Annotated in this window: 19 protein-coding genes; 10 read left to right on the forward strand and 9 right to left on the reverse strand. The window is 71.7% G+C overall.

What is annotated here, in order from left to right:
• Positions 1–212: 212 nt before the first annotated feature.
• The gene (locus NOSIN_RS07380; RefSeq protein WP_077690017.1) at positions 213–2,165 is read left to right on the forward strand and encodes an aconitate hydratase; all 1,953 of its coding nucleotides are present in this window, start codon (positions 213–215) and stop codon (positions 2,163–2,165) included.
• Positions 2,166–2,257: 92 nt separating this feature from the next.
• On the opposite strand, the gene NOSIN_RS07385 is transcribed toward NOSIN_RS07380, so the two are convergent.
• Complete coding sequence (locus NOSIN_RS07385; protein ID WP_077690018.1) at positions 2,258–2,986, reverse strand: dienelactone hydrolase family protein; 729 nt, start codon at positions 2,984–2,986, stop codon at positions 2,258–2,260.
• Positions 2,987–3,085: 99 nt separating this feature from the next.
• Positions 3,086–4,330 (reverse strand): MFS transporter, encoded by a 1,245-nt coding sequence (locus tag NOSIN_RS07390; RefSeq protein WP_143832880.1) that lies wholly within the window; start codon positions 4,328–4,330, stop codon positions 3,086–3,088.
• A gap of 69 nt (positions 4,331–4,399) precedes the next feature.
• Here NOSIN_RS07390 and NOSIN_RS07395 point away from each other — a divergent pair, with 69 nt between their 5' ends.
• The 7 genes from NOSIN_RS07395 to NOSIN_RS07425 all read left to right on the forward strand — a co-directional run bounded on the left by NOSIN_RS07395 (position 4,400) and on the right by NOSIN_RS07425 (position 13,396).
• Positions 4,400–5,398 carry an ArsR/SmtB family transcription factor gene (locus NOSIN_RS07395; protein ID WP_171986566.1) on the forward strand — a complete coding sequence of 333 codons (999 nt, stop codon included), beginning with the start codon at positions 4,400–4,402 and terminating at the stop codon, positions 5,396–5,398.
• A gap of 285 nt (positions 5,399–5,683) precedes the next feature.
• Positions 5,684–6,610 carry a cation diffusion facilitator family transporter gene (locus NOSIN_RS07400; RefSeq protein WP_077690020.1) on the forward strand — a complete coding sequence of 309 codons (927 nt, stop codon included), beginning with the start codon at positions 5,684–5,686 and terminating at the stop codon, positions 6,608–6,610.
• A gap of 450 nt (positions 6,611–7,060) precedes the next feature.
• On the forward strand, positions 7,061–8,236 hold the full coding sequence (locus NOSIN_RS07405) for an anhydro-N-acetylmuramic acid kinase (RefSeq protein ID WP_077690021.1): 1,176 nt from the start codon (positions 7,061–7,063) through the stop codon (positions 8,234–8,236).
• Positions 8,237–8,299: 63 nt separating this feature from the next.
• Positions 8,300–9,817: a sodium:solute symporter gene (locus tag NOSIN_RS07410; protein WP_077690022.1), complete on the forward strand. Its 1,518-nt coding sequence runs from the start codon at positions 8,300–8,302 to the stop codon at positions 9,815–9,817.
• A gap of 201 nt (positions 9,818–10,018) precedes the next feature.
• Positions 10,019–10,426 (forward strand): MerR family transcriptional regulator, encoded by a 408-nt coding sequence (locus NOSIN_RS07415; protein WP_077690023.1) that lies wholly within the window; start codon positions 10,019–10,021, stop codon positions 10,424–10,426.
• 500 nt (positions 10,427–10,926) lie between these two features.
• Complete coding sequence (locus NOSIN_RS07420; protein ID WP_077690024.1) at positions 10,927–12,426, forward strand: SulP family inorganic anion transporter; 1,500 nt, start codon at positions 10,927–10,929, stop codon at positions 12,424–12,426.
• Between the two features lie 244 nt (positions 12,427–12,670).
• On the forward strand, positions 12,671–13,396 hold the full coding sequence (locus NOSIN_RS07425; RefSeq protein ID WP_077690025.1) for a polyamine aminopropyltransferase: 726 nt from the start codon (positions 12,671–12,673) through the stop codon (positions 13,394–13,396).
• A gap of 58 nt (positions 13,397–13,454) precedes the next feature.
• On the opposite strand, the gene NOSIN_RS07430 is transcribed toward NOSIN_RS07425, so the two are convergent.
• The 3 genes from NOSIN_RS07430 to NOSIN_RS07440 form a co-directional block, all read right to left on the reverse strand.
• Complete coding sequence (locus NOSIN_RS07430) at positions 13,455–14,165, reverse strand: HAD family hydrolase (protein WP_077690026.1); 711 nt, start codon at positions 14,163–14,165, stop codon at positions 13,455–13,457.
• Positions 14,166–14,421: 256 nt separating this feature from the next.
• Positions 14,422–14,703 (reverse strand): hypothetical protein, encoded by a 282-nt coding sequence (locus NOSIN_RS26665; protein ID WP_143832881.1) that lies wholly within the window; start codon positions 14,701–14,703, stop codon positions 14,422–14,424.
• Positions 14,704–15,081: 378 nt separating this feature from the next.
• The gene (locus tag NOSIN_RS07440; RefSeq protein WP_077690028.1) at positions 15,082–15,819 is read right to left on the reverse strand and encodes an SDR family oxidoreductase; all 738 of its coding nucleotides are present in this window, start codon (positions 15,817–15,819) and stop codon (positions 15,082–15,084) included.
• A 114-nt stretch (positions 15,820–15,933) separates the two neighbouring features.
• Between NOSIN_RS07440 and NOSIN_RS07445 the strand changes: the two genes are divergently transcribed.
• On the forward strand, positions 15,934–16,641 hold the full coding sequence (locus tag NOSIN_RS07445; RefSeq protein ID WP_077690029.1) for a TetR/AcrR family transcriptional regulator: 708 nt from the start codon (positions 15,934–15,936) through the stop codon (positions 16,639–16,641).
• Positions 16,642–16,730: 89 nt separating this feature from the next.
• Here the strand turns inward: NOSIN_RS07445 and NOSIN_RS07450 are convergent, their stop codons facing one another.
• On the reverse strand, positions 16,731–17,558 hold the full coding sequence (locus NOSIN_RS07450; RefSeq protein WP_077690030.1) for a helix-turn-helix transcriptional regulator: 828 nt from the start codon (positions 17,556–17,558) through the stop codon (positions 16,731–16,733).
• A 124-nt stretch (positions 17,559–17,682) separates the two neighbouring features.
• Here NOSIN_RS07450 and NOSIN_RS07455 point away from each other — a divergent pair, with 124 nt between their 5' ends.
• Positions 17,683–18,429, forward strand: a complete 747-nt coding sequence (locus NOSIN_RS07455) for an SDR family oxidoreductase (protein ID WP_077690031.1) — start codon at positions 17,683–17,685, stop codon at positions 18,427–18,429.
• Positions 18,430–18,595: 166 nt separating this feature from the next.
• Here the strand turns inward: NOSIN_RS07455 and NOSIN_RS07460 are convergent, their stop codons facing one another.
• The 3 genes from NOSIN_RS07460 to NOSIN_RS07470 form a co-directional block, all read right to left on the reverse strand.
• Positions 18,596–18,805, reverse strand: coding sequence for a hypothetical protein (locus NOSIN_RS07460; protein ID WP_077690032.1), 210 nt, complete (start codon positions 18,803–18,805; stop codon positions 18,596–18,598).
• A 231-nt stretch (positions 18,806–19,036) separates the two neighbouring features.
• Entirely contained in the window at positions 19,037–19,549 is a 513-nt protein-coding gene (locus NOSIN_RS07465; protein ID WP_077690033.1) for a pyridoxamine 5'-phosphate oxidase family protein, read from the reverse strand.
• A gap of 58 nt (positions 19,550–19,607) precedes the next feature.
• Positions 19,608–20,969 (reverse strand): multidrug effflux MFS transporter, encoded by a 1,362-nt coding sequence (locus NOSIN_RS07470; RefSeq protein WP_077690034.1) that lies wholly within the window; start codon positions 20,967–20,969, stop codon positions 19,608–19,610.
• Positions 20,970–21,086 lie beyond the last annotated feature (117 nt).

The raw sequence follows: 21,086 nt of genomic DNA on the forward strand, positions 1-21,086 counted from the left end.
GACGGAACCGCCTGGCCGGGGCCGCCCGGGGCGGCGGCACCACGGAGCCCCGACGGCCCCTCTCCGAACGCGCCGTTCGGGACCAGAGCGCACACGCGACCCCCGACATGGCACAGCACACCGTCTCTCGCGACATGGAACCGGGCGCAGCGGGCATCAAGATGACCAGGTGTCCGCGCGCACCGATTTCCGATGAGCGGAAGGGGGCCGCCATGGGCGACAGCGTCGCGCACAAACTCATCGCCTCCCACCTGGTCTCGGGGGAGATGGCACCCGGGAACGAGGTCGGGATCAGGGTCGACCAGACCCTCACCCAGGATGCCACCGGCACCCTGGTCATGCAGGAGCTGGAGGCGCTCGGCCTGGACCGGGCGCGCACCGAGGTCAGCGTCCAGTACGTGGACCACAACCTCCTGCAGGCCGACGAGAAGAACGCCGACGACCACGTCTTCCTGGAGTCGGCGTGCCGTCGTTTCGGCATCTGGTACTCCAAACCCGGCAACGGGGTCTCCCACCCCACGCACATGCAGCGCTTCGGCATACCGGGAAAGACGATGGTGGGCTCGGACTCCCACACCTGTGCGGCCGGGTCGCTGGGGATGCTCGCGATCGGGGTCGGCGGGTTCGAGGCCGCCACGGCCATCGCCGGCCGGCCGCTCTACGTCCGCATGCCCGAGATCTGGGGCGTGCGGCTGACCGGGGAGCTCCCGCCGTGGACCTCCGCCAAGGACGTCATCCTGGAGATGCTGCGCCGCCACGGGGTCAAGGGCGGGGTGAACCGCATCATCGAGTACCACGGCCCCGGCCTGGACTCCCTCGGCGCGATGGACCGGCACGTCATCGCGAACATGGGCGCGGAACTGGGCGCCACCACCACGGTGTTCCCCTCCGACGGCGCCGTCCGGGAGTTCCTGCGCAAGGAGGGGCGCGAGGAGGACTTCACCGAACTGACCGCAGACGAGGACGCGCACTACGACGTGACCGACGAGATCGATCTGTCGCGGATCGAGCCGCTGATCGCCAAGCCCTCCTCGCCCGGCAACGTCGTCCCGGTGCGCGAGGTCGCCGGGACCGACGTCGGCCAGGTCGTCATCGGTTCGTCGGCCAACCCCGGACTGCGCGACTTCGCCATGGCCGCGGCCATGGTGCGCGGGCGCCAGATCGACGCCTCGGTGAGCCTGGACGTGAACCCGACCTCGCGCCAGATCCTCACCGACCTCACCCGTATGGGCGCGGTCACCGACCTGATCACGGCGGGAGCCCGCATCCACCAGTCCGGGTGCCTCGGCTGCATCGGCATGGGGCAGGCGCCCGCCTCCGGACAGAACTCCCTGCGCACCTTCCCCCGGAACTTCCCGGGGCGCTCGGGGACGGACGAGGACGCGGTGTGGCTGTGCTCGCCGGAGACCGCGGCGGCCTCCGCGCTCACCGGTACCATCACCGACCCGCGCGACCTGGCCGAGAAGTTCGACATGCCCCTTCCGGACCTGGACCTGCCCGACCGGCACAGCGTCAACACCCGCATGCTCGCGCCGCCGCCCGAACCGGGGGAGGAGCGCGCCGATCTGGTGAAGGGGCCCAACATCTCGTCCCTGCCGGACTTTCCGCCGCTGCCGGACCGGATCAGCGCCCCCGTCCTGCTGAAGGTCCCCGACGACGTCTCCACCGACGAGATCTCGCCCGCGGGTGCGGCGGCGCTTCCCTACCGGTCCAACGTGCCCAAGCTCGCCGACTTCACCTTCACACGCATCGACCGGGACTATCCGCGGCGTGCCCGGGAGACCGCCGACGGCACAGGCCACCTCATCGTCGGAGGGGAGAACTACGGGCAGGGCTCCTCACGCGAGCACGCCGCCATCACCCCCCGGTACCTGGGCCTGCGCGCGGTGGTGGCCAAGTCCTTCGCGCGCATCCACTGGCAGAACCTGGCCAACTTCGGCGTCCTGGCCCTGGTGTTCACCGATCCCGGCGACTACGACCGGATCGACGCCGGGGACGTGCTGGTGATGGAGGACCTCTCCACCACCCTGCGCGCGTCGCGGGAGCTGATCCTGCACAACGAGACCAAGGGGGAGGACTACCGCCTGCGGCACGACCTCTCCGAACGCCAGGTCGAGGCCGTCCTGGCGGGCGGGCAGATCCCGCTGCTGGCCCGGGAGCTGTGAGGGCCGGGGCCCTTCCCTGGCGCCCCTTCCGTGAGCCCTCCTCGCTCCCTCCCGCGTGCGCCGGGCCCGTCGGGGCGGCCGTCCCGACGGGCCTACCGGGCCCTTCCGAGGTGCTCGGTGAAGAAGGCGTCGATGCGCCGCCAGGCGTCGTCGGCGGCCTCGGGGACCGGGCCGGAGCCCGTCGCGCGCAACAGCACCCGCAGGGGCCGGGGGCCGTTGGGCGCCTCGTTCATGAAGGAGTGGCCCGCGTCCGCGTACTCCTTGACGTCGTTGACGACGCCCTCCTCGTCCAGGGCCGCCTTCAGGCGCGGGGCGGCACCGCGCAGCGACCGGTCCCGCGCGCCGTAGCTGGCGACGGTCGGGCAGGCCCCCTCGACGGCGGCCCTCAGGTCCTTCGGCAGCATCCCGTAGTTGGGCGCCGAGGCGTCGAAGTCCGAGGCCGTGGCGATCGCGAACCCGCCGCCCATACAGAAGCCCACGACCCCGACGCGGCCCGTGCAGCCGGGCTGGTCCAGCAGCCAGGCCCGCCCGGCCGCGATGTCGGTGAACGCGCGTCCGTGTCCGGCGGACAGGCTGCGCATCACGCCCACGACGCACCGCCACATGCCGCCCTCGCTGTACAGGTCGGGCACGACGGTGAGGTAACCCAGGCGGGCGAGCCGGTCGGCGTGGCGGCGCATCTCCACATCGACGCCGAAGGCCTCGTGGACGACCAGCACGCCGGGCCGGGGCCCCTCGCCCTCGGGGCGGGCCACGTAGCCGCGCAGGTGCGGGGATCCGTCGCCGCCCCGGGTGTAGGAACTGAGGTCGATCTCGGGCACGGTCGTCTTCCCTTCGCTCGTCCCCGGCTGGTCGCTCGCCCCCGGGCGGTTCAGCCTAGGGTTCCCGGGCCGGGGTGCCAAGGCACGCACTCCACGGGCTCAGCCGCGGCGACGCGCCGGGGTGAGGCGGAGCCCGGCTCCCACGGTCGTGGCCAGTCCCAGCACGGCCGCGAGCACGACCACCGTGTGCGGGGGCAGCCACTCCGCCAGGGCGCCGGCGAAGGCGAAACCCAGTCCCTGGAGGATCATCAGTCCCGCGGTCACCAGGGTCAGGACCTGCCCGCGGTCCTGTACGGCGACGCGCTCGATCAGCAGGCGGTCCACGCCGAGCGCGTATCCGTACCCGCACCCGCTCACCGCCAGCAGCGCCACCACCACCGGTAGCTCCGGCCGCAGAGCCAGCCCGAGCAGCGGCACGAAGGTCACCAGGCCCAGCGGCACGACCGCGCGGACGCGTTGCCCGTCGGTCAGCAGGGCGCCCAGGAGCAGCCCGCCCACGATCATGCCGACCGGGGCCGCGGACAGCAGGGCCGCGACGGCGACCGGGCCGCCGCCGAGGCCGGAGGCGATCGGCGCGGCCAGTGCCTCGGGAGCCACGCTCAGGGCGGGCAGCAGCCACATGAAGGCGAGAAGGGGCCGCAGGCTCGGGGAACGCAGGACCCGGCCTGCACCGGCGACCGACTCCCCCAGGGGAGAGCCGCCCGAGGAGGGGGTGCTCCTGCGGGCGGGCCGGACCGCGAGGCCCAGCCACAGGAGGAGGGAGGAGAGCACCAGCAGGCCCGACCCGGTGAGCAGCGCCGCGGTGGGGGAGGTGGCCGCGAGGAGTACGCCGCCGAAGGCGAAGCCGCAGATCTGTGCCGTCTGCGCGGCCATGCGCAACAGCGAACGCCCCAGCGCGAAGCCGTCCGCGGGCAGGATGTCGGCGACCAGCGCGGCCCGGGTGCCCTGGTACAGCGGGGCGATGGCGCCCATGGCGAGCAGCAGTACCAGCACCACGGGAACGGGCGTCCCCGACGGCGCCATGCACGCGATCAGCAGGGCGGTCGTCAGCTGGGTGACGACCATGAGGCGTCTGGCCGGGACCCGGTCGCTCCACGCCGACAGCAGCGTGGCACCGATGAGGTAGGGGACGAAGCTCGCGGCGAAGGCGAGCGCGGACAGCAGAGGGGACCCGGTGCGTTCGTACACCGTGAGGGAGAGGGTGATCTGAGCGGCGACCTGGCCGAGGACGGCCAGGACCTCCGCCACGAAGACGACACGGAACTCTCCGACGGCCAGGACCCGCCGGTATCCCCCGGTTCCGGGGGTGCCGACGACGTCGTCTCGTGTGTTCGGGGATGCCATGGCCCCACGCTCACCTAGCATGAGAGCTGTTTCAAAGGATTCGGCCACGACCGAAACATGTGGTGCCCGATGGCGGGAAGGCTGTTCTTCACCCACGACGACCTGCTGCGGTGCCGCTTCGCCGTCTCACCCCTGTGGGAGACCACCGCCGCCGTACGGCTCCTCGGCGAACTCGGCGGGCACGGCTACCACCCCATGAGGCCCTTCGCCTCCCGGGCCGCGGAGGGCGCGGACCTGGACCCCCTTCCCCTCCTCTTCCCCCGGCCCGGTTACACCCCCGACTTCCTCTCGCCGCCTCCACTCGGCTCCTCGGCCGAGATGGAGCACGAGCTGGAGGGCCTGCGCGACTGCCCGCCGTCCCATGTCGAGGAGGAACTGCGCCGGTGCCTGTCGGACCCGCGCCGAGGGCTTGCGCCCTCTCTCACGGAGCCGCTCCTGCGGGACCCCGAGGCGACCCGCGACAGGATCGCCGAGGCGCTTCGCCGCGCCTGGGAACTCCTGGTGAGGCCCCACTGGTCCCGGCTCAGCGCCCTGCTGGAGGCCGACATCTCCTACCGCGCCCGGTCCGTGGTGGAACACGGCCTGGCCCGGGTGATCGCCGACCTGGACCCCTCCGTCCGGTGGCGGGGCGACGTCCTGAGCATCCCGGAGCCGGCGGAGGGCGAGCGGCGGCTCGACGGCCACGGCCTGGTACTGATGCCCAGCGCGTTCGTGTGGCCGGAGACCGTGATGAAGACGAACGAGCCCTGGCCGCCGACACTGATCTACCCGGTGAACGGCGTCGCGCGACTGTGGAACCCCTCGGCCCGGGCCGACGACGCCCTCGCCAGGCTCCTGGGGGACACACGCGCCCGGGTACTGGAGATCCTCGCCGAGCCGACCACGACCACGGTGATGGCCAGGACCCACCCGTGGAGCGCCGCCACGGTGTCCGAGCACCTGTCCGTACTGCGCGACGCGGGCCTGGTCCACTCGTGGAGGGTCGGCCGCAGGGTGTTCTACACCCGTACTCCGCTGGGCGACGCCCTCGTGCTCGGCCGGACACCTCCGGCGGACGGGAGTGCCTGACGGCCTCCGCACCGGCGGGGCCGCGCGGACACCCGGTCCGCTCAGGTCCGCCGGCCCCGGTGCTTCTCCCTCTTTCTCCGTTGTCGTCCGGACACTCCCGATCACATACGCGACTCACGGCCCGGGGTGTTGCGAAGGTGGTGGACGGCGCAGGTGGCGCCGAAGACGTACGGACTGAGGGAGGACCATGCCGACGAAGCGGATCACCGGGCCGCCAGGCAGCCGACCCCGGCGGCCGGGCGGAGTGTGTCGCACCGCGGGCCGAAACCGTGGGGGAGGTGGCCGATGAGCGGGGAAGAGAGCAGGACGGCCGTCCTCATGGCCCTGATGGCGAACATCGGCATCGCCGTGACCAAGTTCGTCGCCTACCTGCTGACCGCCTCGTCGGCCATGCTCGCCGAGGCGGTGCACTCGGTGGCCGACTCGGGCAACCAGGTCCTGCTGCTGCTCGGGGGACGCAGAGCCAGGCGCACGGCCACACCGGAACACCCCTTCGGCTACGGACGCGAGCGCTACGTCTACGCCTTCCTGGTCGCGATCGTGTTGTTCACGCTCGGCGGCCTGTTCGCCCTGTACGAGGCCTGGCACAAGATCAGGGACCCGCACCCCATCACCGACTGGCAGTGGGTCCCCATCGTGGTGCTGCTGGTGGCCATCGTGTTGGAGTCGACGGCGCTGCGCACCGCGTTGCGCAAGTCCAGGCCGGCACGCGCCAAGATGGGAACGTTCGGGTTCATCCGCCAGGCCAAGGCGCCGGAGCTACCGGTGATCCTGCTGGAGGACACCGGCGCCCTGATCGGGCTGACGTTCGCCCTGATCGGTGTCGGCCTCACCCTGATCACCGGCAACGGCGTCTGGGACGGACTCGGCTCGGCGGCCATCGGCCTGCTGCTCGTGGTGATCGCCGTGGTCCTGGCCGTGGAGGTCAAGAGCCTGCTCATCGGGGAGTCGGCCAGCGAGGAGAACATACGCCTGATCAGGGAGGCCATCCTGGGCTGCGAGGACATCAACGCCGTCCTCCACATGCGCACCCTGCACCTGGGCCCCGAGCAGTTGCTGGTGGCGGCCAAGGTGGGCGTTGACGCCGAGGACGACGCCCGCCGTATCGCCCGTGCCATCGACGAGGCCGAGGAGCGGATCCGCGAGGCCGTCCCCATCGCCGAGATCATCTACATCGAGCCGGACCTGGCGCGCTCCGGAACACCGGGCTGAGGCGCTCGCCCCGAGGCGTCCGCCCGCAGACGGGAGGGCGGCGGGGCGTGGGGGAGCGCCGGCCGCGCGGGCCGTGGACCGACCGGAATATCCGGCCCCACCCGCCCGTTGGAGACGGTACAGGCCAGTGCGGTCGTAAGTGTCCCCGGGCGCCACTCAGAGCCTTCGCGGAATACCGCGCCCCACGGGGCGGCCGGGAGCCGCGTTGTGCGACCCGCCGAGAGGTGACCGCCGCACCGGTCTGGCTTCTTCACGGCCCCGTCGAGCACCTGCTCGGCGGGGCCGTTCCCTTGCCACGGGCCCCGGTACTTCCCCGTCCTTTTCGGACCGGAGGGAGATTGAGGCGGTCACCACTTCGGGTATACGGCTGGTAACCGTTGTCCGGCCGGAGGTGTGGATGGGCGTCGAACGTGTCCGTGGGCTCGTCGGGGACCCGGTCGGTGACACCGCATGATCGTCGTCGGACTGTCCTCGGGCACCTCGGCCGACGGGATCGACGTCGCCGCCGCGCGCATCGAGCTGGACGGGACGCTGGTGCGCCTGACCCCGCTGGGGCACCGCACCACGCCCTACACGGCGGACCTTCGTGAGGAGATCCGCGGCGCCCTTCCCCCCGCGCCGACGACGATGGAGGACGTGTGCCGGATCGACACCCGTGTCGGCCGGGAGTTCGCCGAGGCGGCACGGAACGGGATCGAGGAGTTCGCCGGGGGACGGGCCGACCTGGTCGCCTCGCACGGACAGACCCTGTTCCACTGGGTCAGCGGCACCGCGGTGAACGGAACCCTGCAACTCGGTCAGCCCGCGTGGATCGCCGAGGCCACCGGCCTGCCCGTGGTGTCGGACCTGAGAGCGGCCGACGTGGCCGCGGGCGGCCAGGGAGCACCCCTGGCCGCCCTGCTGGACACCCTCCTGCTCGGCGGGCGCGCCGAGCCGGTCGCGGCCCTGAACCTAGGCGGCATCGCCAACGCCACGGTCGTCCGGGACGGGGCACCGGAGGCCTTCGACACCGGACCGGGCAACGCCCTGCTCGACGCCGCGACGCACCGGGTGACCGGCGGCCGCGCGGACTTCGACGCGGACGGGGCGCTCGCCCGCTCCGGCCGCGTCGACCCCGTCCTGCTGGAGCACCTGCTCGCCGAGCCGTACTACCGCCTGCCCCCGCCGAAGTCCACCGGACTGGAGCTGTTCGGCCCCGGTTACCTCGGCGCGGCACTGCGGCACGTGGGCGCACCGAGTGACGGGGACCTGCTGGCCACCCTGGTGGAGCTCACCGCCGCCACCGTCGCGGACGCGCTGCGGCCCCACGGCGTGACCGAGGTGGTCGCCTCCGGCGGCGGTGTCCGGAACCCGGTCCTGATGAAGCGGCTCGCCGACCGGCTCCACCCCGCGCGGCTCGGCTCGTCCGACGACCTCGGGCTGGACGGCGACGCGAAGGAGGCCTACCTGTTCGCGCTGATCGGCTTCCTCACCTGGCACGGGATCCCCGGGTCCGTGCCGGCCTGCACCGGAGCCCGGCGGGCGCCGGTGGCGGGGCGCATCACCCCGGGCGCCGGGCCGCTCCGGCTCCCCGAACCGGCGGCCGACCCTCCCAGACGCCTGCGCGTCGAGGCGCGGGGCCTGTGAACGGCCCGCGCCCACCGCTCACGTACCCCTCGCCCCCGTACCCCCACTCCCGAAAGGCCCGCAGTGCAAACCATCGACCTCCTGGTCATCGTGGTGTACCTGCTGTGTTCGGCATGGCTCGGTCTGAGGCTGTCCGGCCGGCAGCGTGACACGAAGGACTACTTCATCGGAAACCGGCAGCTGCCCTGGTGGGCGGTGTGCCTCTCGGTGGTGGCCACCGAGACCAGCGCCCTGACCGTGATCAGCGTCCCCGGCGTGGCCTACCTGGGCGACGTCACGTTCCTCCAGGTGGCGGTCGGCTACCTGATCGGACGGGTGGTCGTGGCCTTCGTGCTGCTGCCCCGCTACTACCGGGGCGAGATGACCACGGCCTACGCCTACCTCGGCATCCGCTTCGGCCGCGGCATGCAGGGCACGGCCTCGGTCGCGTTCCTGTTCACCCGGCTTCTCGCCGACGGGGTGCGGCTGTTCGCGGCGGCCATCCCGATGAAGATCGTCCTGGACTCCTACGGTCTGGAGCTGTCCTACTTCGCGATCATCGCGCTGCTCGGGGCCGTCACGGTCCTCTACACCCTCATCGGCGGGATCAGGGCCGTGGTCTGGGTCGACGTGGTGCAGATGGGGCTGTACGTGGTCGGCGGCGTCGCCGCGCTGGTCGTCATCGCGGGCAGCCTGGACGTGAACTTCCTCGCGGTCGCCGCCGAGGAGGGCAAGACCCGGTTCCTCGACTTCACGTCGAATCCGGTCTCGTCGCCGTACGCGACGGTCACCGCGGTGCTGGGCGGTGCCCTGCTGTCCACCGCCTCCCACGGCGCCGACCAGATCATCGTGCAGAGGCTGCTGGGCTGCCGCAGCCTGCGCGACGCCCAGAAGGCGGTGATCGGCAGCGCCGTCGTGGTCTTCCTCCAGTTCGCCCTGTTCCTCACCGTGGGCCTCGCCCTGTACTCCTACTTCGAGGGCGCCTCGGTCGACGAACTCGGGCTCGCCAACTCCGACGAGCTCTTCCCGACGTTCATCGTCGAGGGGCTGCCCGCCGGCCTGTCGGGCCTGCTGCTCGCCGGGATCATGGCCTCGGCGATGAGCACCCTGTCCTCGTCGCTGTCGGCGCTGTCGTCCTCGACCATGGCGGACCTGTACGAGCGGTTCTCCCACCGCACGCTCACCGGTTCCCAGGGACTGCGGCTCGGCCGGCTGTTCACCCTCGGCTGGGGGCTGGTGTTCGTCGGGGCGGCGGCGATGTTCACCGGTACCGACAACCCCGTCGTCGAGCTGGGCCTGTCCGTGGCGAGCCTGACCTACGGCGGTCTGCTCGGCGCGTTCTTCCTGGGACTGTGGATCCGCAGGGCACGCCAGACCGACGCCGTGATCTCCTTCGGCGTCGCCGTGGCGGCCATGGTCTGGCTGTTCCTCTTCGAGCCGGAGCTCGTCGGGTTCACCTGGTACACGGCCATCGGCACGTCCATCGTGCTCGTGCTGGGCTACCTGCTCTCACTCCGGCACCGCGGCGAGGCGCCCGGGGCGCGGTCCGGCGACGTACCCGCGCCGGCCTCCGAGCCGACCTCCGAGGAGGAGCGGTCCTGACCCGGGCGCCGACCGCTCTCCGGGGGGCCGGGTGCGCGCCCGCGGCGGCCCGGCCCCTCCACCCGTCCCCGGCCCGGACGGCTCCTCCACCGCCATGTGGAACCCTCCTGGTGCGCGGGCACGTTAACGTTGCGCACCTGGCGGTCGTCGACGAGCAGGCGAACCCGACGCCGGACGGACTTGAGGAGAAGGGGTGCCGCGATGCCCGGGGGGCAGCACATGCAGATCGGTGAGGTCGCCGAACGGACCGGCCTGTCCCTGCGCACGATCCGCTACTACGGAGAGGTCGGCCTGGTCGAACCCTCGGCGCGCTCCCGCGGCGGTTTCCGGCTCTACACCGAGACGGACGTGGAACGCCTGAACCTCATCAAGCGGATGAAGCCCCTGGAGTTCAGCCTGGAGGAGACCCGTGAGCTGCTGGAGACCATCGACCGGCTGAACGCGGCGGAGACCGGCCGGGAGGAGCGGGAGGCCCTGACCGAGAGGCTCGACGCCTTCGAGGCGGCCGTCGTCGCCCGCTGCCAGACCCTGCGCAAGCAGTTGGCGATGGCCGAGGAGTTCGCCGGGAGGCTGCGCGAGCAGCGGTCCCGGAACAACGCCACCACCTGAGGGCGTTCTCCGAGTGGCGGAGGCCGAGGCCGTGCGGTGCCTCCCCGTCCGGAGGAACGGGAGCGTCCCGACCGGCGGGGCGCTCTGCTTGGTAACAGGTGTGAACGTCCCAGGATCCCACCCAAAAAGTCACTTTGGGTCATCAGGACGGAAACGCGCCTGTCGTTCGGGTCGTCTGGGTTCAGCAGGAAAAACCAGCGAAGAGCCTCTCCTGTGATGGTTGTCTCAGGCACTCTGCGTGACCCAGACTCTTACGTAAGGGTAGAGTCGGTCCAGGTTGGTTCCCCGCGACGGCCGTGGAACCACCGCCCTCTTCCCGGCCGGTCCCACGGACACGGTCGGGTCCGCGGCGACGGAGCCGCGTCCGGGGCACCACACGTGCCACACCGGATCCCAGGCGCCTGAGCGCACCCGACCCCCCAGGTCCGGCGCTCGCCCGCGCCGTCGCCGAACGCCTGACACGAACACCGCGGTCCTCGCTGTGGGCTGCCCGAAACCTGATGGGTTCCATGAATCTGCCTGTGAAGACCCCCCGGTTCCTGAGGTCCAGGATCCCCGGAGCCGCCCAACTGCGCGCGGACGTGCTGGCCGGGCTGGTCGTGGCCCTGGCCCTGATCCCCGAGGCCATCGCCTTCTCCCTCATCGCTGGGGTCGACCCCCGCGTGGGGCTGTACGCCTCCTTCGTGATGGCCGTGTCCATCGCCTTCCTGGGCGGGCGCCCGGCGATGATCTCCGCGGCCACCGGCGCGATGGCCCTGGTCGTGGCGCCGCTGTCGATCGAGTACGGCGTGGACTACCTCATCGCCGCCACGATCCTGGCCGGGCTCTTCCAGGTCGTCCTGGGACTGGCCGGGGTGGCCAAGCTGATGCGGTTCGTGCCGCCCAGTGTGATGACCGGGTTCATCAACGCCCTGGCCATCCTCATCTTCATGGCCCAGCTGCCCCACCTGGCCGGGGTCGGGGTGCCGATCTACGCCATGGTCGCGATCGGGCTGGCCATCATCTTCGGCCTGCCGTACCTGACCAAGCTGGTCCCCGCGCCGCTGGTGGCCATCGTCGTGCTCACCGTCGCCGCGCTGTCCCTGGGCATTCCGGCGCAGACGGTCGGGGACATGGGTCAGCTGCCCGACACCGTGCCCGTCCCGCTGATCCCGAACGTGCCCCTCACCCTGGACACGCTGACGCTGATCGCTCCCTACGCCGTGACGCTGGCGCTGGTGGGGCTGATGGAGTCGCTGATGACCGCCAAGGTCGTCGACGACCAGACCGAGACGGTCTCCGACCACGCCCGCGAGGCGCGCGGCCAGGGCATTGCCAACGTGGTCGTCGGGTTCTTCGGCGGCATGGCCGGGTGCGCGATGATCGGCCAGACCATGATCAACGTCAAGTCCGGTGCCCGCACCCGCGTCTCCACGTTCCTGGCCGGGGTGTTCCTGCTCATCCTGTGCGTGGGCCTGGGCGACATCGTGGGCATGATCCCCATCGCCGCCCTGGTCGCGGTGATGTTCTTCGTGGCCATCGTGACCTTCGACTGGCACAGCATCGCCCCCTCCACCGTCCGGCGGATGCCCTGGACCGAGACCCTGGTCATGGTCGTCACCGTCGCGGTGGTGGTCTGGACGCACAACCTGGCCCTGGGCGTGATCGTCGGCGTGATCGTGTCGATGATCTCCTTCGCCCGCCGGGCCGCCATGCAGGCCGACGTCACCAGCGTGCTCGACCCCGAGGGCGGCACCCGGGTGTACTCGGTCAACGGCGAGGTGTTCTTCGCCTCCACCGGCGAGCTGGTGGGCCGCTTCGACTACGCCGAGCAGGGGCTGACCAAGGTCGTGGTGGACATGTCCAACGCCCACGTGTGGGACTCCTCGGCCGTGGCCGCCCTGGACCAGGTCACCGAGCACTTCCGCAGGCACGACGTGCAGGTGCAGATCACCGGCCTCAACGAGCCCAGCGCCGAACTCCACAAGGAGCTGTCGGGCACCCTCACCGGCGGACACTGACCACACCGGTCCCAGCAGTAGCAGCGCGGCCCGCCGGAGTCCCGGTGGGCCGCGCCGTGTTCTCCGCGACCGCACACGGCTCCCGGTTCCCGGCTCCCGACTCGGGGACCGGGAGCCGGTGCGGCGTGCACGAGGAGTCACGGACGCCCCCGGCCGGCGTTAGGGTGGGCGGGGCCCCAAGGCCACCGGATGACGTGTACGACCGTGGTCGGCACGTCCTGAGCGAACCGACCGGAGAGCAGGAATGGGTCTTCACTTCCAGGAGCTGGGCTGGCGGGCGACGCCCATGGGCGAGCTCAGCCTGCGCCGCCGCCACGACCCCCTCTTCCGCAAGGAGGTCTACGAGATCAAGCTCGACGACGACTTCCTGATGTCGAGCCTGTTCACCGCGGCCGAGGTCGAGCTGGCGCGACTGGCCCTGGCCGAACTCTCCGGAACGGACCTGCGTGTGGCCGTGGGCGGCCTGGGACTGGGCTACACGGCGCAGGCGGTGCTGGAGGACCCCGCGGTGGGCTCCCTGGTCGTGGTGGAGGCGCTGGCCGAGGTCATCGACTGGCACCGCGAGAAACTGATCCCCGCGGGCGCGGAGCTGGTGGCCGATCCCCGCTGCGGCCTGGTGCACGGGGACTTCTTCGCCACGGTCGACGCCGGTTCGGGACCCGCCCCGGGGATGGGTCCGGACCGCTTCCACGCCGTGGTCGTCGACATCGACCACTCGCCGCGCCATCTGCTCCACCCCTCCCACGCGGGTCTGTACACGCGCGAGGGGCTGCACCGCCTCTCGGAGCGCCTTCTCCTGCCCGGCGGCGTCTTCGCCCTGTGGTCCAACGACGCGCCGGACGAGGAGTTCACCGGCCTGCTCGGGGAGGTGTTCGCGAGTGCGCGCGCCGAGGTCGTGAGCTTCCCCAACCCCCTCCAAGAGGGCGACGCGTCCAACACCGTCTACGTCGCGGTGTCCCCGAGCCCCTGACGGCGGGGAGGATCCTCGTCCTGGCCTCCCGGTGTGGAGAACGGATGCGCGGGCACGGTCACCCTCTTCGCCGCAACAGCTCCAGGAGGCCGGACAGGGAGCTGATCTCCGCGTCAGCGTGCCGCCCGGGGGAGAGGGGCTTGCCGACGCGGTCGAGGTACACCGTCCTCATCCCCGCCCGGCCCGCGGCGGCGACGTCCTCTTCGGGGTGGTCCCCGACGTGGAGGACGGACGCGGTCGGCAGCGCCAGCAGCCGGGCCGTGTGGGCGTAGATGCGGGGATCGGGCTTGAACAGCCCGCAGTCGGCCGCGACCACGCGGTGGGTGAGGTAGCCGCCGATACCCAGCCGCCCCGGATCACTGTTGCCGTTGGTCACCAGGACGCACGGATAGACGCGGTGCAGTTCCTCCAACACGCTCGCCGTCTCGGCGTAGAGCCTCATCGCACCGAACCGCGTGCGCATGTACCTGTCGTAGAGCTTTGCGACGAGGTCCCGACCGTCGCCGCCGCAGTGTTCGACGGCGCGCCTGAAGGACTCGAGGCGGATGCTCTCCATGGTCTCGCGTGCGAACGCGGGTTCACCGGCGACCTCGTCACGCACCTTCGCCAGCCAGTCCGCTGACACGGCTCCCGTCTCACGGACCATGCCCTCTGCGGAGAGGAGGTCCGCGGCCTCAACGAGAGCCCGGCGCATCGCGGTGCGAAAGTCCCACAGCGTCTGGTCTCCGTCGAAGGAGAGCGCTCGAATCGAGGAGGCGTCGAATGCCACGCTGGTCGGCTTCCTTACTGCTCGCGGCGCGGGAAGGGCTCCCGCGGGAGCCTACTGGGGCGAGCCGTCCCCGGGAACCCGGGGGCTGGAGTACCCGTCCACGGGCCGGCGGGCGGGGAAGCGGACGACGTGCGTTGACGGCAGAGGCGGGGGCGGGCCCTCATGGGACCCGCCCCCGCGTCGTCGTTTCCTGACTCCCGTGTTCAGCGGCCCGTCGGCTGCGAGCCGGGTTTCGCCCCCGCACCACGGGGGACCCTCAGAGCCTGGCCAGGGAGTTGATCCACCGCATGGGTCCCTTGCGGGACCGGGTGTGCCGCTTGCCGGACGAGAGGCTGCGGGTCACACGGCCCAGCGTGCTCCGCCCCTTCGGCGAGTTCGCGTACCGGGCCAGCTTCTTCGCCCGGGCCAGGGGAGTCCGGGCCCCGGGGCCCCTGCTCGTCGGCTTCGTCCTCGTCAGGGGATCCCGCACTCCGGGGCGCCTCGTCGGGAGGCCGCCTCCCTGGGCCAGACGGCGCTTCGCCATCCTCATGATGCTCATCGCCGGTCTCCTCTCTCCCATCGCGGCCGATCCACCGGATGCGGTTCGGTTGCCGCGGCATGGGCCAAGTATTACGAACTGGGAACTTTTCCGTTCCTATCTGGTGCACTACCCCAAGGTGTGGTAATGATGCGTCTCTGCTTTCATTGACCCCCGCGGGGCCGCCTCCCGGGCCCTCGCCGGACGTGCCCTCGGAGGGGGTCACCGCAGGTCGGCGCGCTTTCTCGGTGGTCGGGCACGGCGCCCTCACTCCGGGGGCGGAGCAGGGTGATCCTGGTTACCCTCCCGTGTGCGGGGCCGCTGGAGCCCGTCCGGCGCCGGCGCGGACCCCGCTCCGGGGGCGCAGGACCGGGGCGGGCGTGGGCGGCGCGCCCCGGGTCAGGCCATGCCGCCGTTGGCGTAGAGGGTCTGTCCGTTGACCCACCGGCCGGGACCGGCGAGGAAGGAGACGACCTCGGCGATGTCCTCGGGGCGGCCCAGGCGCTCCATGGGGTTCATCCCCGCCAGCCGCTCGACCGTCTCCTCGTCCTTGCCGTCGAGGAAGAGATCGGTCGCGGTGGGACCGGGCGCGACCGCGTTGACCGTGATGTCGCGTCCCCGCAGCTCCTTGGCGAGTACGGGCCCGATCGCCTCCACCGCCCCCTTCGAGGCGGCGTAGGCGGCGTAGGTGGGCGGGGAGAGCCTGGTCACCGACGTGGAGAGGTTGACGATCGCCCCGCCGGAGCGCACGCGCCGCGCGGCCTGCTGGTCGACGACGAAGGTGCCGCGGATGTTGGTGCGGTGCATCCGGTCGAGGTCGGCCAGGTCCAGTTCCGCCACGCTCTTCAGGATCATCACACCTGCGGAGTTGACCACGACGTCGACCCCGCCGAACTCCCGTTCGACCAGGTCGAAGACCTCGGCGACGGCGTCCTCGTCGGCGACGTCGGCCCGTAGCGCGAGGGCCCGTCCTCCGGCGGCGGTGATGTCGGCGACCGCTCCCTCGGCCTCGCCGGTGTTGTGCGCGTAGACCACGGCGACCGCCTGGCCGTCCGCGGCGAGGCGGGCGGAGACGGCGCGGCCGATGCCGCGCGAGCCCCCGGTGACGATGGCGACGCGTCGTTCGCTGCTGCCCATGGTGTCCTCCGCGGGTGTCGGGCGCTGTGTTGTTTCCGTCGATAACACTATGCGAGTTTCATCGATAGCGCAATGATGATAAAGATATTTTGTTATCGATGGTATGATCAGTTCATGGGTGACAAGAAGGACACACGGCACAGGATCGTCTCCGTCACCGCGGACCTCCTCTCGCGGGAGGGCAGGGACGCGGTCACGACACGGGCGGTCAGCGCGGCGGCGGGGGTGCAGCCGCCGACCATCTACCGGCTGTTCGGCGACATGCGGGGGCTGCTGGAGGCCGTCGCCGCCGACGGGTTCGAGCGCTACCTGGACAGCAAGCTGGCGCAGGAGGGCTCGGGGGACGCCGTGGACGACCTGCGCGCGGGCTGGGACCTGCACGTGCGGTTCGGGCTGGAGAACCCCGCGCACTACGTGCTGATGTACGCCCCGGGGTCGCCGCGGGGCGAGGGAGGCGCGGCCCACAGGAGCCACGAGCTCCTGCTCGCACTGGTGCGGCGTGTGGCGGCGTCCGGCCGTCTGGCGGTGGACGCGGAGGAGGCGGCCGGGACGATCCACGCGGCCGGCATGGGGGTCACGCTCCAGCTCATCTCCGAACCGGAGGAGGAGCGCGACCCGCGGCTGTCCGCCCGGGTCCGGGAGGCGGTGCTGGCCGCCGTGCTCACGGACGCGCCCGGGGGCGGCGACGCCCGCGTGTCCTCCCACGCGAACGCGCTCCGGGCCCTGCTGTCCGAGGGGGAGGCGGGGAGGGCGCTCTCGCCCGGTGAGGCGATGCTGCTCGACGAACTCCTCGCCCGGATGGCACGGGCCTCGGACCGGTGAGGACGGCCGGGTTCTGTGTAGGGCGGCGAAGGGCCCGGTGCCTTCGGCGTACGAGCGCGAGGCGCAGCGCAGCCTCAAGGGCACGCGATCTAGGGAGACGCCGTGTCGGCCGCCAGCGTGCCGAGCAGGGACAGCGAGTCCGCGCTGGGCGAACCCGGCTCGGCGTGGTAGACGACGAGTTCCTGGCCGGGGGCCGACTTCACGTCGAAGGCGTGCACGCGCAGCTCCAGCGGGCCCACCTCCGGGTGGGAGAACCTCTTCGACTCCAGCCTCTTGCCGCGCACGCCGCTGCGCCTCCACAGCCTCGCGAAGTCGGGGCTCCTGACACGCAGCTCCCCGACGACGTCGCGGACACGGGCGTCATCCGGCCAGGCGCCCTCGGCCAGGCGCAGGCCCTCCACCGTGTTCCTGGCGACGGTCTCCCAGTCGGGATAGAACCTTCGGGAGGCGGGGTCCAGGAACACCACCGCCACCAGGTTCCGTGAGCGGGGAAAGCCCTCGAAGAGCCTCTCGGCCAGCGGGTTGCAGGCCAGCACGTCGTAGGCGCGGCCCAGGACCAGCGCCGGGTTGCCGTGCCATGCCCCCATGAGGCTGACGAGCGACGGGTCGGCCCGTTCGGCGGGAGCGCCCGGGACCGGGCGCGGGCTCAGCCCGGCCAGCCGGTACAGGTGGAGGCGGCCGTCGTCGTCCAGGCGCAGGGCCTCCCCGAGCGAGTCCAGGATCTGCGGGGACGGGCGCGTCTCACGGCCCTGTTCCAGACGCGTGTAGTAGTCCGCGCTCATCCCGGCCAGCATCGCCACCTCCTCGCGCCGCAGGCCGGCGACACGCCGACGCCCGTGGACGGGCAGTCCGAGGTCCTGCGGCCCGATCTGCGCGCGTCTGCTCCGGAGGTAGTCACCCAGGGGCGAAGAGGTCATGGCACCCAGCGTAGGTCCCGGCGGGCCGTCCTGCCTGGGTGCGTCACACCCAGGAAGGCCGCGGTCTTCCTTCGCCACCGGGCCCCGCGAAGACTGGCCGTACCCAGTGATCCAGGAGGAAGACATGACGGAACAGCCACAGGACACGGCCCGCAAGGTGGTCGTCGTGACCGGGGCGAGCAGCGGGATCGGCGAGGCCGCCGCGCTGCGCCTGGCCTCGGAGGGACACCACGTCGTGCTCGGAGCGCGGCGGGAGGAACGGCTGGAGGCGCTCGTCCGGCGCATCCGGGACTCCGGCGGCAGCGCCGTGCACCGGCGCCTCGACGTCACCGACCTCCAGAGCGTGCGCGCCGTGGTCGACGACACGGTGAGCGAGCGGGGGAGGGTCGACGCCCTCGTCAACAACGCCGGCGTCATGCCCCTGTCCAGGATGGACGCGCTCCTGGTCGAGGAGTGGAACCAGATGGTCGACGTGAACGTGAGGGGCCTGCTGAACGGTGTCGCCGCGACACTGCCGCACTTCCAGCGCCAGGGATCCGGGCACCTGGTGACCATCGCCTCGGTCGGAGCCCACGAGGTGGTCCCCACCTCGGCGGTGTACTCGGGGACCAAGTTCGCCGCGTGGGCGATCACCGAGGGGCTGCGGCTCGAACTCGACCCGGCCATCCGGGTGACCACCGTCTCCCCTGGGGTGGTCGAGAGCGAGCTCGCCGAGCACATCACCGACCCGGCCGCGCGGGAGGCCATGCGCACCTACCGGAGGCACGCGCTGCCCGCCGACGCCATCGCCGGGGCGATCTCCTTCGCCCTCGGCCAGCCCCCGGACGTCGACGTCAACGAGATCGTCGTCCGACCCGCCGCCCAGCGGTGAGCGGGGCGGCGCGGCGCCGAAACGAGCCGCGGAGGCGCTTCGCAAGCCGGTCACGCGGCCCCGGGCCGCGCCGCGGACGGCGGGGAGCGGCGCCGGGGACCGACGGACACGGGTCGGCGCCGCACCCCGTGGAAGGGGTGCGGCGCCGCAGCAGATCGGGACGCTGTTACTCGGAGGGCTCGGGAAGGGGCGGGCACTCGATGGTCGGGTTCACGCCCACGTAGTTCAGCGGACCGACGAAGATGGTCCCGACGGTGTGTCCCAGGTTCGAGCACGAGGCCTCGTCCCTGGTGAACAGGCCGCGCTGGAACGCGGCGACCAGTCCGATGAGCAGCCATATGACGACAAGGGTCGAAAGAACGATCCGTACGCGCACTCTCTGCCTCCAGGGGGTCGTGGGATGGGGAGGTGGCGTTGACTTCTCGCTGGAGACCTACCCGCGAGACGGGACGTTGCACCTGAGTCGGCACCCGGTACCCGGACCCGCTTGTCCGTCCGGAACCGGATGTCCGCCCGGCCTCACACGTCTTCTCGCTCATCCCGCGACATCGGGACGTATGCCCCACCGCACCCGTGTGCACCGCCGTGCGCGGACCCGGGACCCCGTTCAGGGCCACACGTCGAACCGCCACCGGGTGGGTCCGTGCGGCAGTTCGGCGACGGGGAACGCGTACACCGTCGACGGGACGACCGCGAACACCCGGTAGGGCGGGGGACCGGCGGTCGGAGCACCGTCCGGCCCGGTCAGCTCACCGTCCTTTGCGACCGGCGCCCAACCGTGGCGCTCGGCGTAGGCGGCGGCGATCCGCTCCAGCCGGTCCGGACCCAGCACCCGCTCGACCGCGCCCTCCACCACCACGTCCATCCGCCCGGTGGTGAACGCCAGGCTCACCTCGGGAGAGGCGGTCAGCAGCCGCGACTTGGCGGTGCCCTCACCGGAGGCGAAGCACGGCCGGCCGTCCACCCACACCGACAGCAGCGGCCGGGTGTGCGGTCGGCCGTCCGCGCGCGTCACGGTCAGCCAGCACGTTCCGGCGGACTCCGCCAGGTGGGGGAGTACCTCCTCCCACGCGCCGGGTGCCTCGTCCGTCAGGGAACGGGCTTGGGGATCGGGGAACACGATGAGCTCCTTGGATTCGCCGTCGCGGACGGACCAGGCTAGTGGTCCGCACCGACACTCAGGCGGCGACCAGCGAGGTGCGCCGGACGCGCATGGCGAACGCGGTGAACACCACCGCGGCGCCGACGGCCGTGGCGAGCATGACCGCGGTCATGCTGGCCATGGTGACCGGACCGGTCATGCCGGGGATCGAGGCCAGGCCGGAGCCGAGGCCGAACTGGAGCGTGCCCAGCAGGGCCGAGCCGCTCCCGGCGATCTTCGGCGACTGCCCGTCCAGGGCCAGCGCGGTCGCGTTCGGCGACACCAGGCCGGTGAACACCATCATCACGAACAGCGCTGCGGTCACCGTCACCAGGTTCGCGTTGCCCGATGCGTCCAGCGCCACCAGCGAGGCCACGGACACGATCGATCCGGCCAGTCCCAGGAACATGCGGCGGTAGATCTCGACGTGGCGGATCAGGAACACGTTCACCTGGTTGCCGAGGATCATCCCGAGCGTGGTCACCGCGAACACCAGGCTGAACTCCTGGGCGCTGGCCTCGAAGCGGGAGTGGGACACGAAGGAGAAGGTCGAGATGTAGGTGAAGCTCATTCCGAAGCTCAGCGCGAGCGTGAGCGTCGGGCCGGTGAAGCGGATGTCGCGCAGCAGGCGGCCGAACACCCGCATCTGCGCCCGCGGGCTGACCCGCTCACGCTGCTCGGCCGGCAGGCTCTCGGGCATACCGAACAGCACCAGGGCGAAGGTCGCCAGACCGGTCACGCCGAGCACGGCGAAGATCAGCTGCCAGGGGCCCAGCACGAGCAGCTGGCCGCCCAGGATCGGGCCGAGCATGGGAGCCAGTCCGGAGAGCAGGACCAGGCGGGAGAAGAAGGTGGCGGCGGCGTCGCCGTCGAACACGTCCCGCACGACCGCGCGGGAGATCACCAGTCCGGCCGCTGCCGACATCCCCTGCACGAAGCGCAGCAGGCTGAACATCTCCACGCTGCCCACCACCGCGATGGCGAAGGTGCTGGCGGTGAACACGCCGATTCCCGCCAGCAGCGGCATGCGGCGTCCCCACCGGTCGCTGAGCGGGCCGATGACGAGCTGTCCCACGGACAGTCCGGCCATCACCGAGGTCAGGGTGAGCTTGACGCTGGCCTCGCTGGTGCCCAGGCCGGAGGCGATCTGCGGCAGCGCGGGCAGGTACAGGTCGGTGGCGAGCGGGCCGATCGCGGACAGCACCCCGAGGACGAACACGAGCAGCAGCGTGCGGCGGCGCGTCTGGGACGCCTTCCGGTCACGAGCTACCCCGTCGCGCTCGGGCGCACCGGCCTGCGGCGGCACGTCGCCGACCAGGGGGTTCTGGGAAGTCGGGATGTTCTGGGTGTCCGGGACGGTCTGGGCACGGCGCTCAGGGCGTGCGGAAGCAAGGGTCACCAAGGGCTCCAACGCAGGGAGAAGTACAGACAAGCGGTGCGCGGGGGGCGCCGTGAACCGCCTTCGGGCGGGGCGCCGGCAGAAGTCCCGTGAGGGAATCTCTTTCGCCAACACGAG

Origin of the sequence: Nocardiopsis sinuspersici (genome assembly GCF_001998325.1) — a bacterium.
Lineage (GTDB): Bacteria > Actinomycetota > Actinomycetes > Streptosporangiales > Streptosporangiaceae > Nocardiopsis > Nocardiopsis sinuspersici.

Coding starts and splice junctions, on each gene's coding strand:
- NOSIN_RS07380 (WP_077690017.1), top strand. CDS start 213: ATGGGCGACAGCGTCGCGCACAAACTCATCGCCTCCCACCTGGTCTCG.
- NOSIN_RS07390 (WP_143832880.1), bottom strand. CDS start 4,330: ATGGCATCCCCGAACACACGAGACGACGTCGTCGGCACCCCCGGAACC.
- NOSIN_RS07395 (WP_171986566.1), top strand. CDS start 4,400: ATGGCGGGAAGGCTGTTCTTCACCCACGACGACCTGCTGCGGTGCCGC.
- NOSIN_RS07400 (WP_077690020.1), top strand. CDS start 5,684: ATGAGCGGGGAAGAGAGCAGGACGGCCGTCCTCATGGCCCTGATGGCG.
- NOSIN_RS07405 (WP_077690021.1), top strand. CDS start 7,061: ATGATCGTCGTCGGACTGTCCTCGGGCACCTCGGCCGACGGGATCGAC.
- NOSIN_RS07415 (WP_077690023.1), top strand. CDS start 10,019: ATGCCCGGGGGGCAGCACATGCAGATCGGTGAGGTCGCCGAACGGACC.
- NOSIN_RS07420 (WP_077690024.1), top strand. CDS start 10,927: ATGGGTTCCATGAATCTGCCTGTGAAGACCCCCCGGTTCCTGAGGTCC.
- NOSIN_RS07425 (WP_077690025.1), top strand. CDS start 12,671: ATGGGTCTTCACTTCCAGGAGCTGGGCTGGCGGGCGACGCCCATGGGC.
- NOSIN_RS26665 (WP_143832881.1), bottom strand. CDS start 14,703: ATGAGCATCATGAGGATGGCGAAGCGCCGTCTGGCCCAGGGAGGCGGC.
- NOSIN_RS07440 (WP_077690028.1), bottom strand. CDS start 15,819: ATGGGCAGCAGCGAACGACGCGTCGCCATCGTCACCGGGGGCTCGCGC.
- NOSIN_RS07445 (WP_077690029.1), top strand. CDS start 15,934: ATGGGTGACAAGAAGGACACACGGCACAGGATCGTCTCCGTCACCGCG.
- NOSIN_RS07450 (WP_077690030.1), bottom strand. CDS start 17,558: ATGACCTCTTCGCCCCTGGGTGACTACCTCCGGAGCAGACGCGCGCAG.
- NOSIN_RS07455 (WP_077690031.1), top strand. CDS start 17,683: ATGACGGAACAGCCACAGGACACGGCCCGCAAGGTGGTCGTCGTGACC.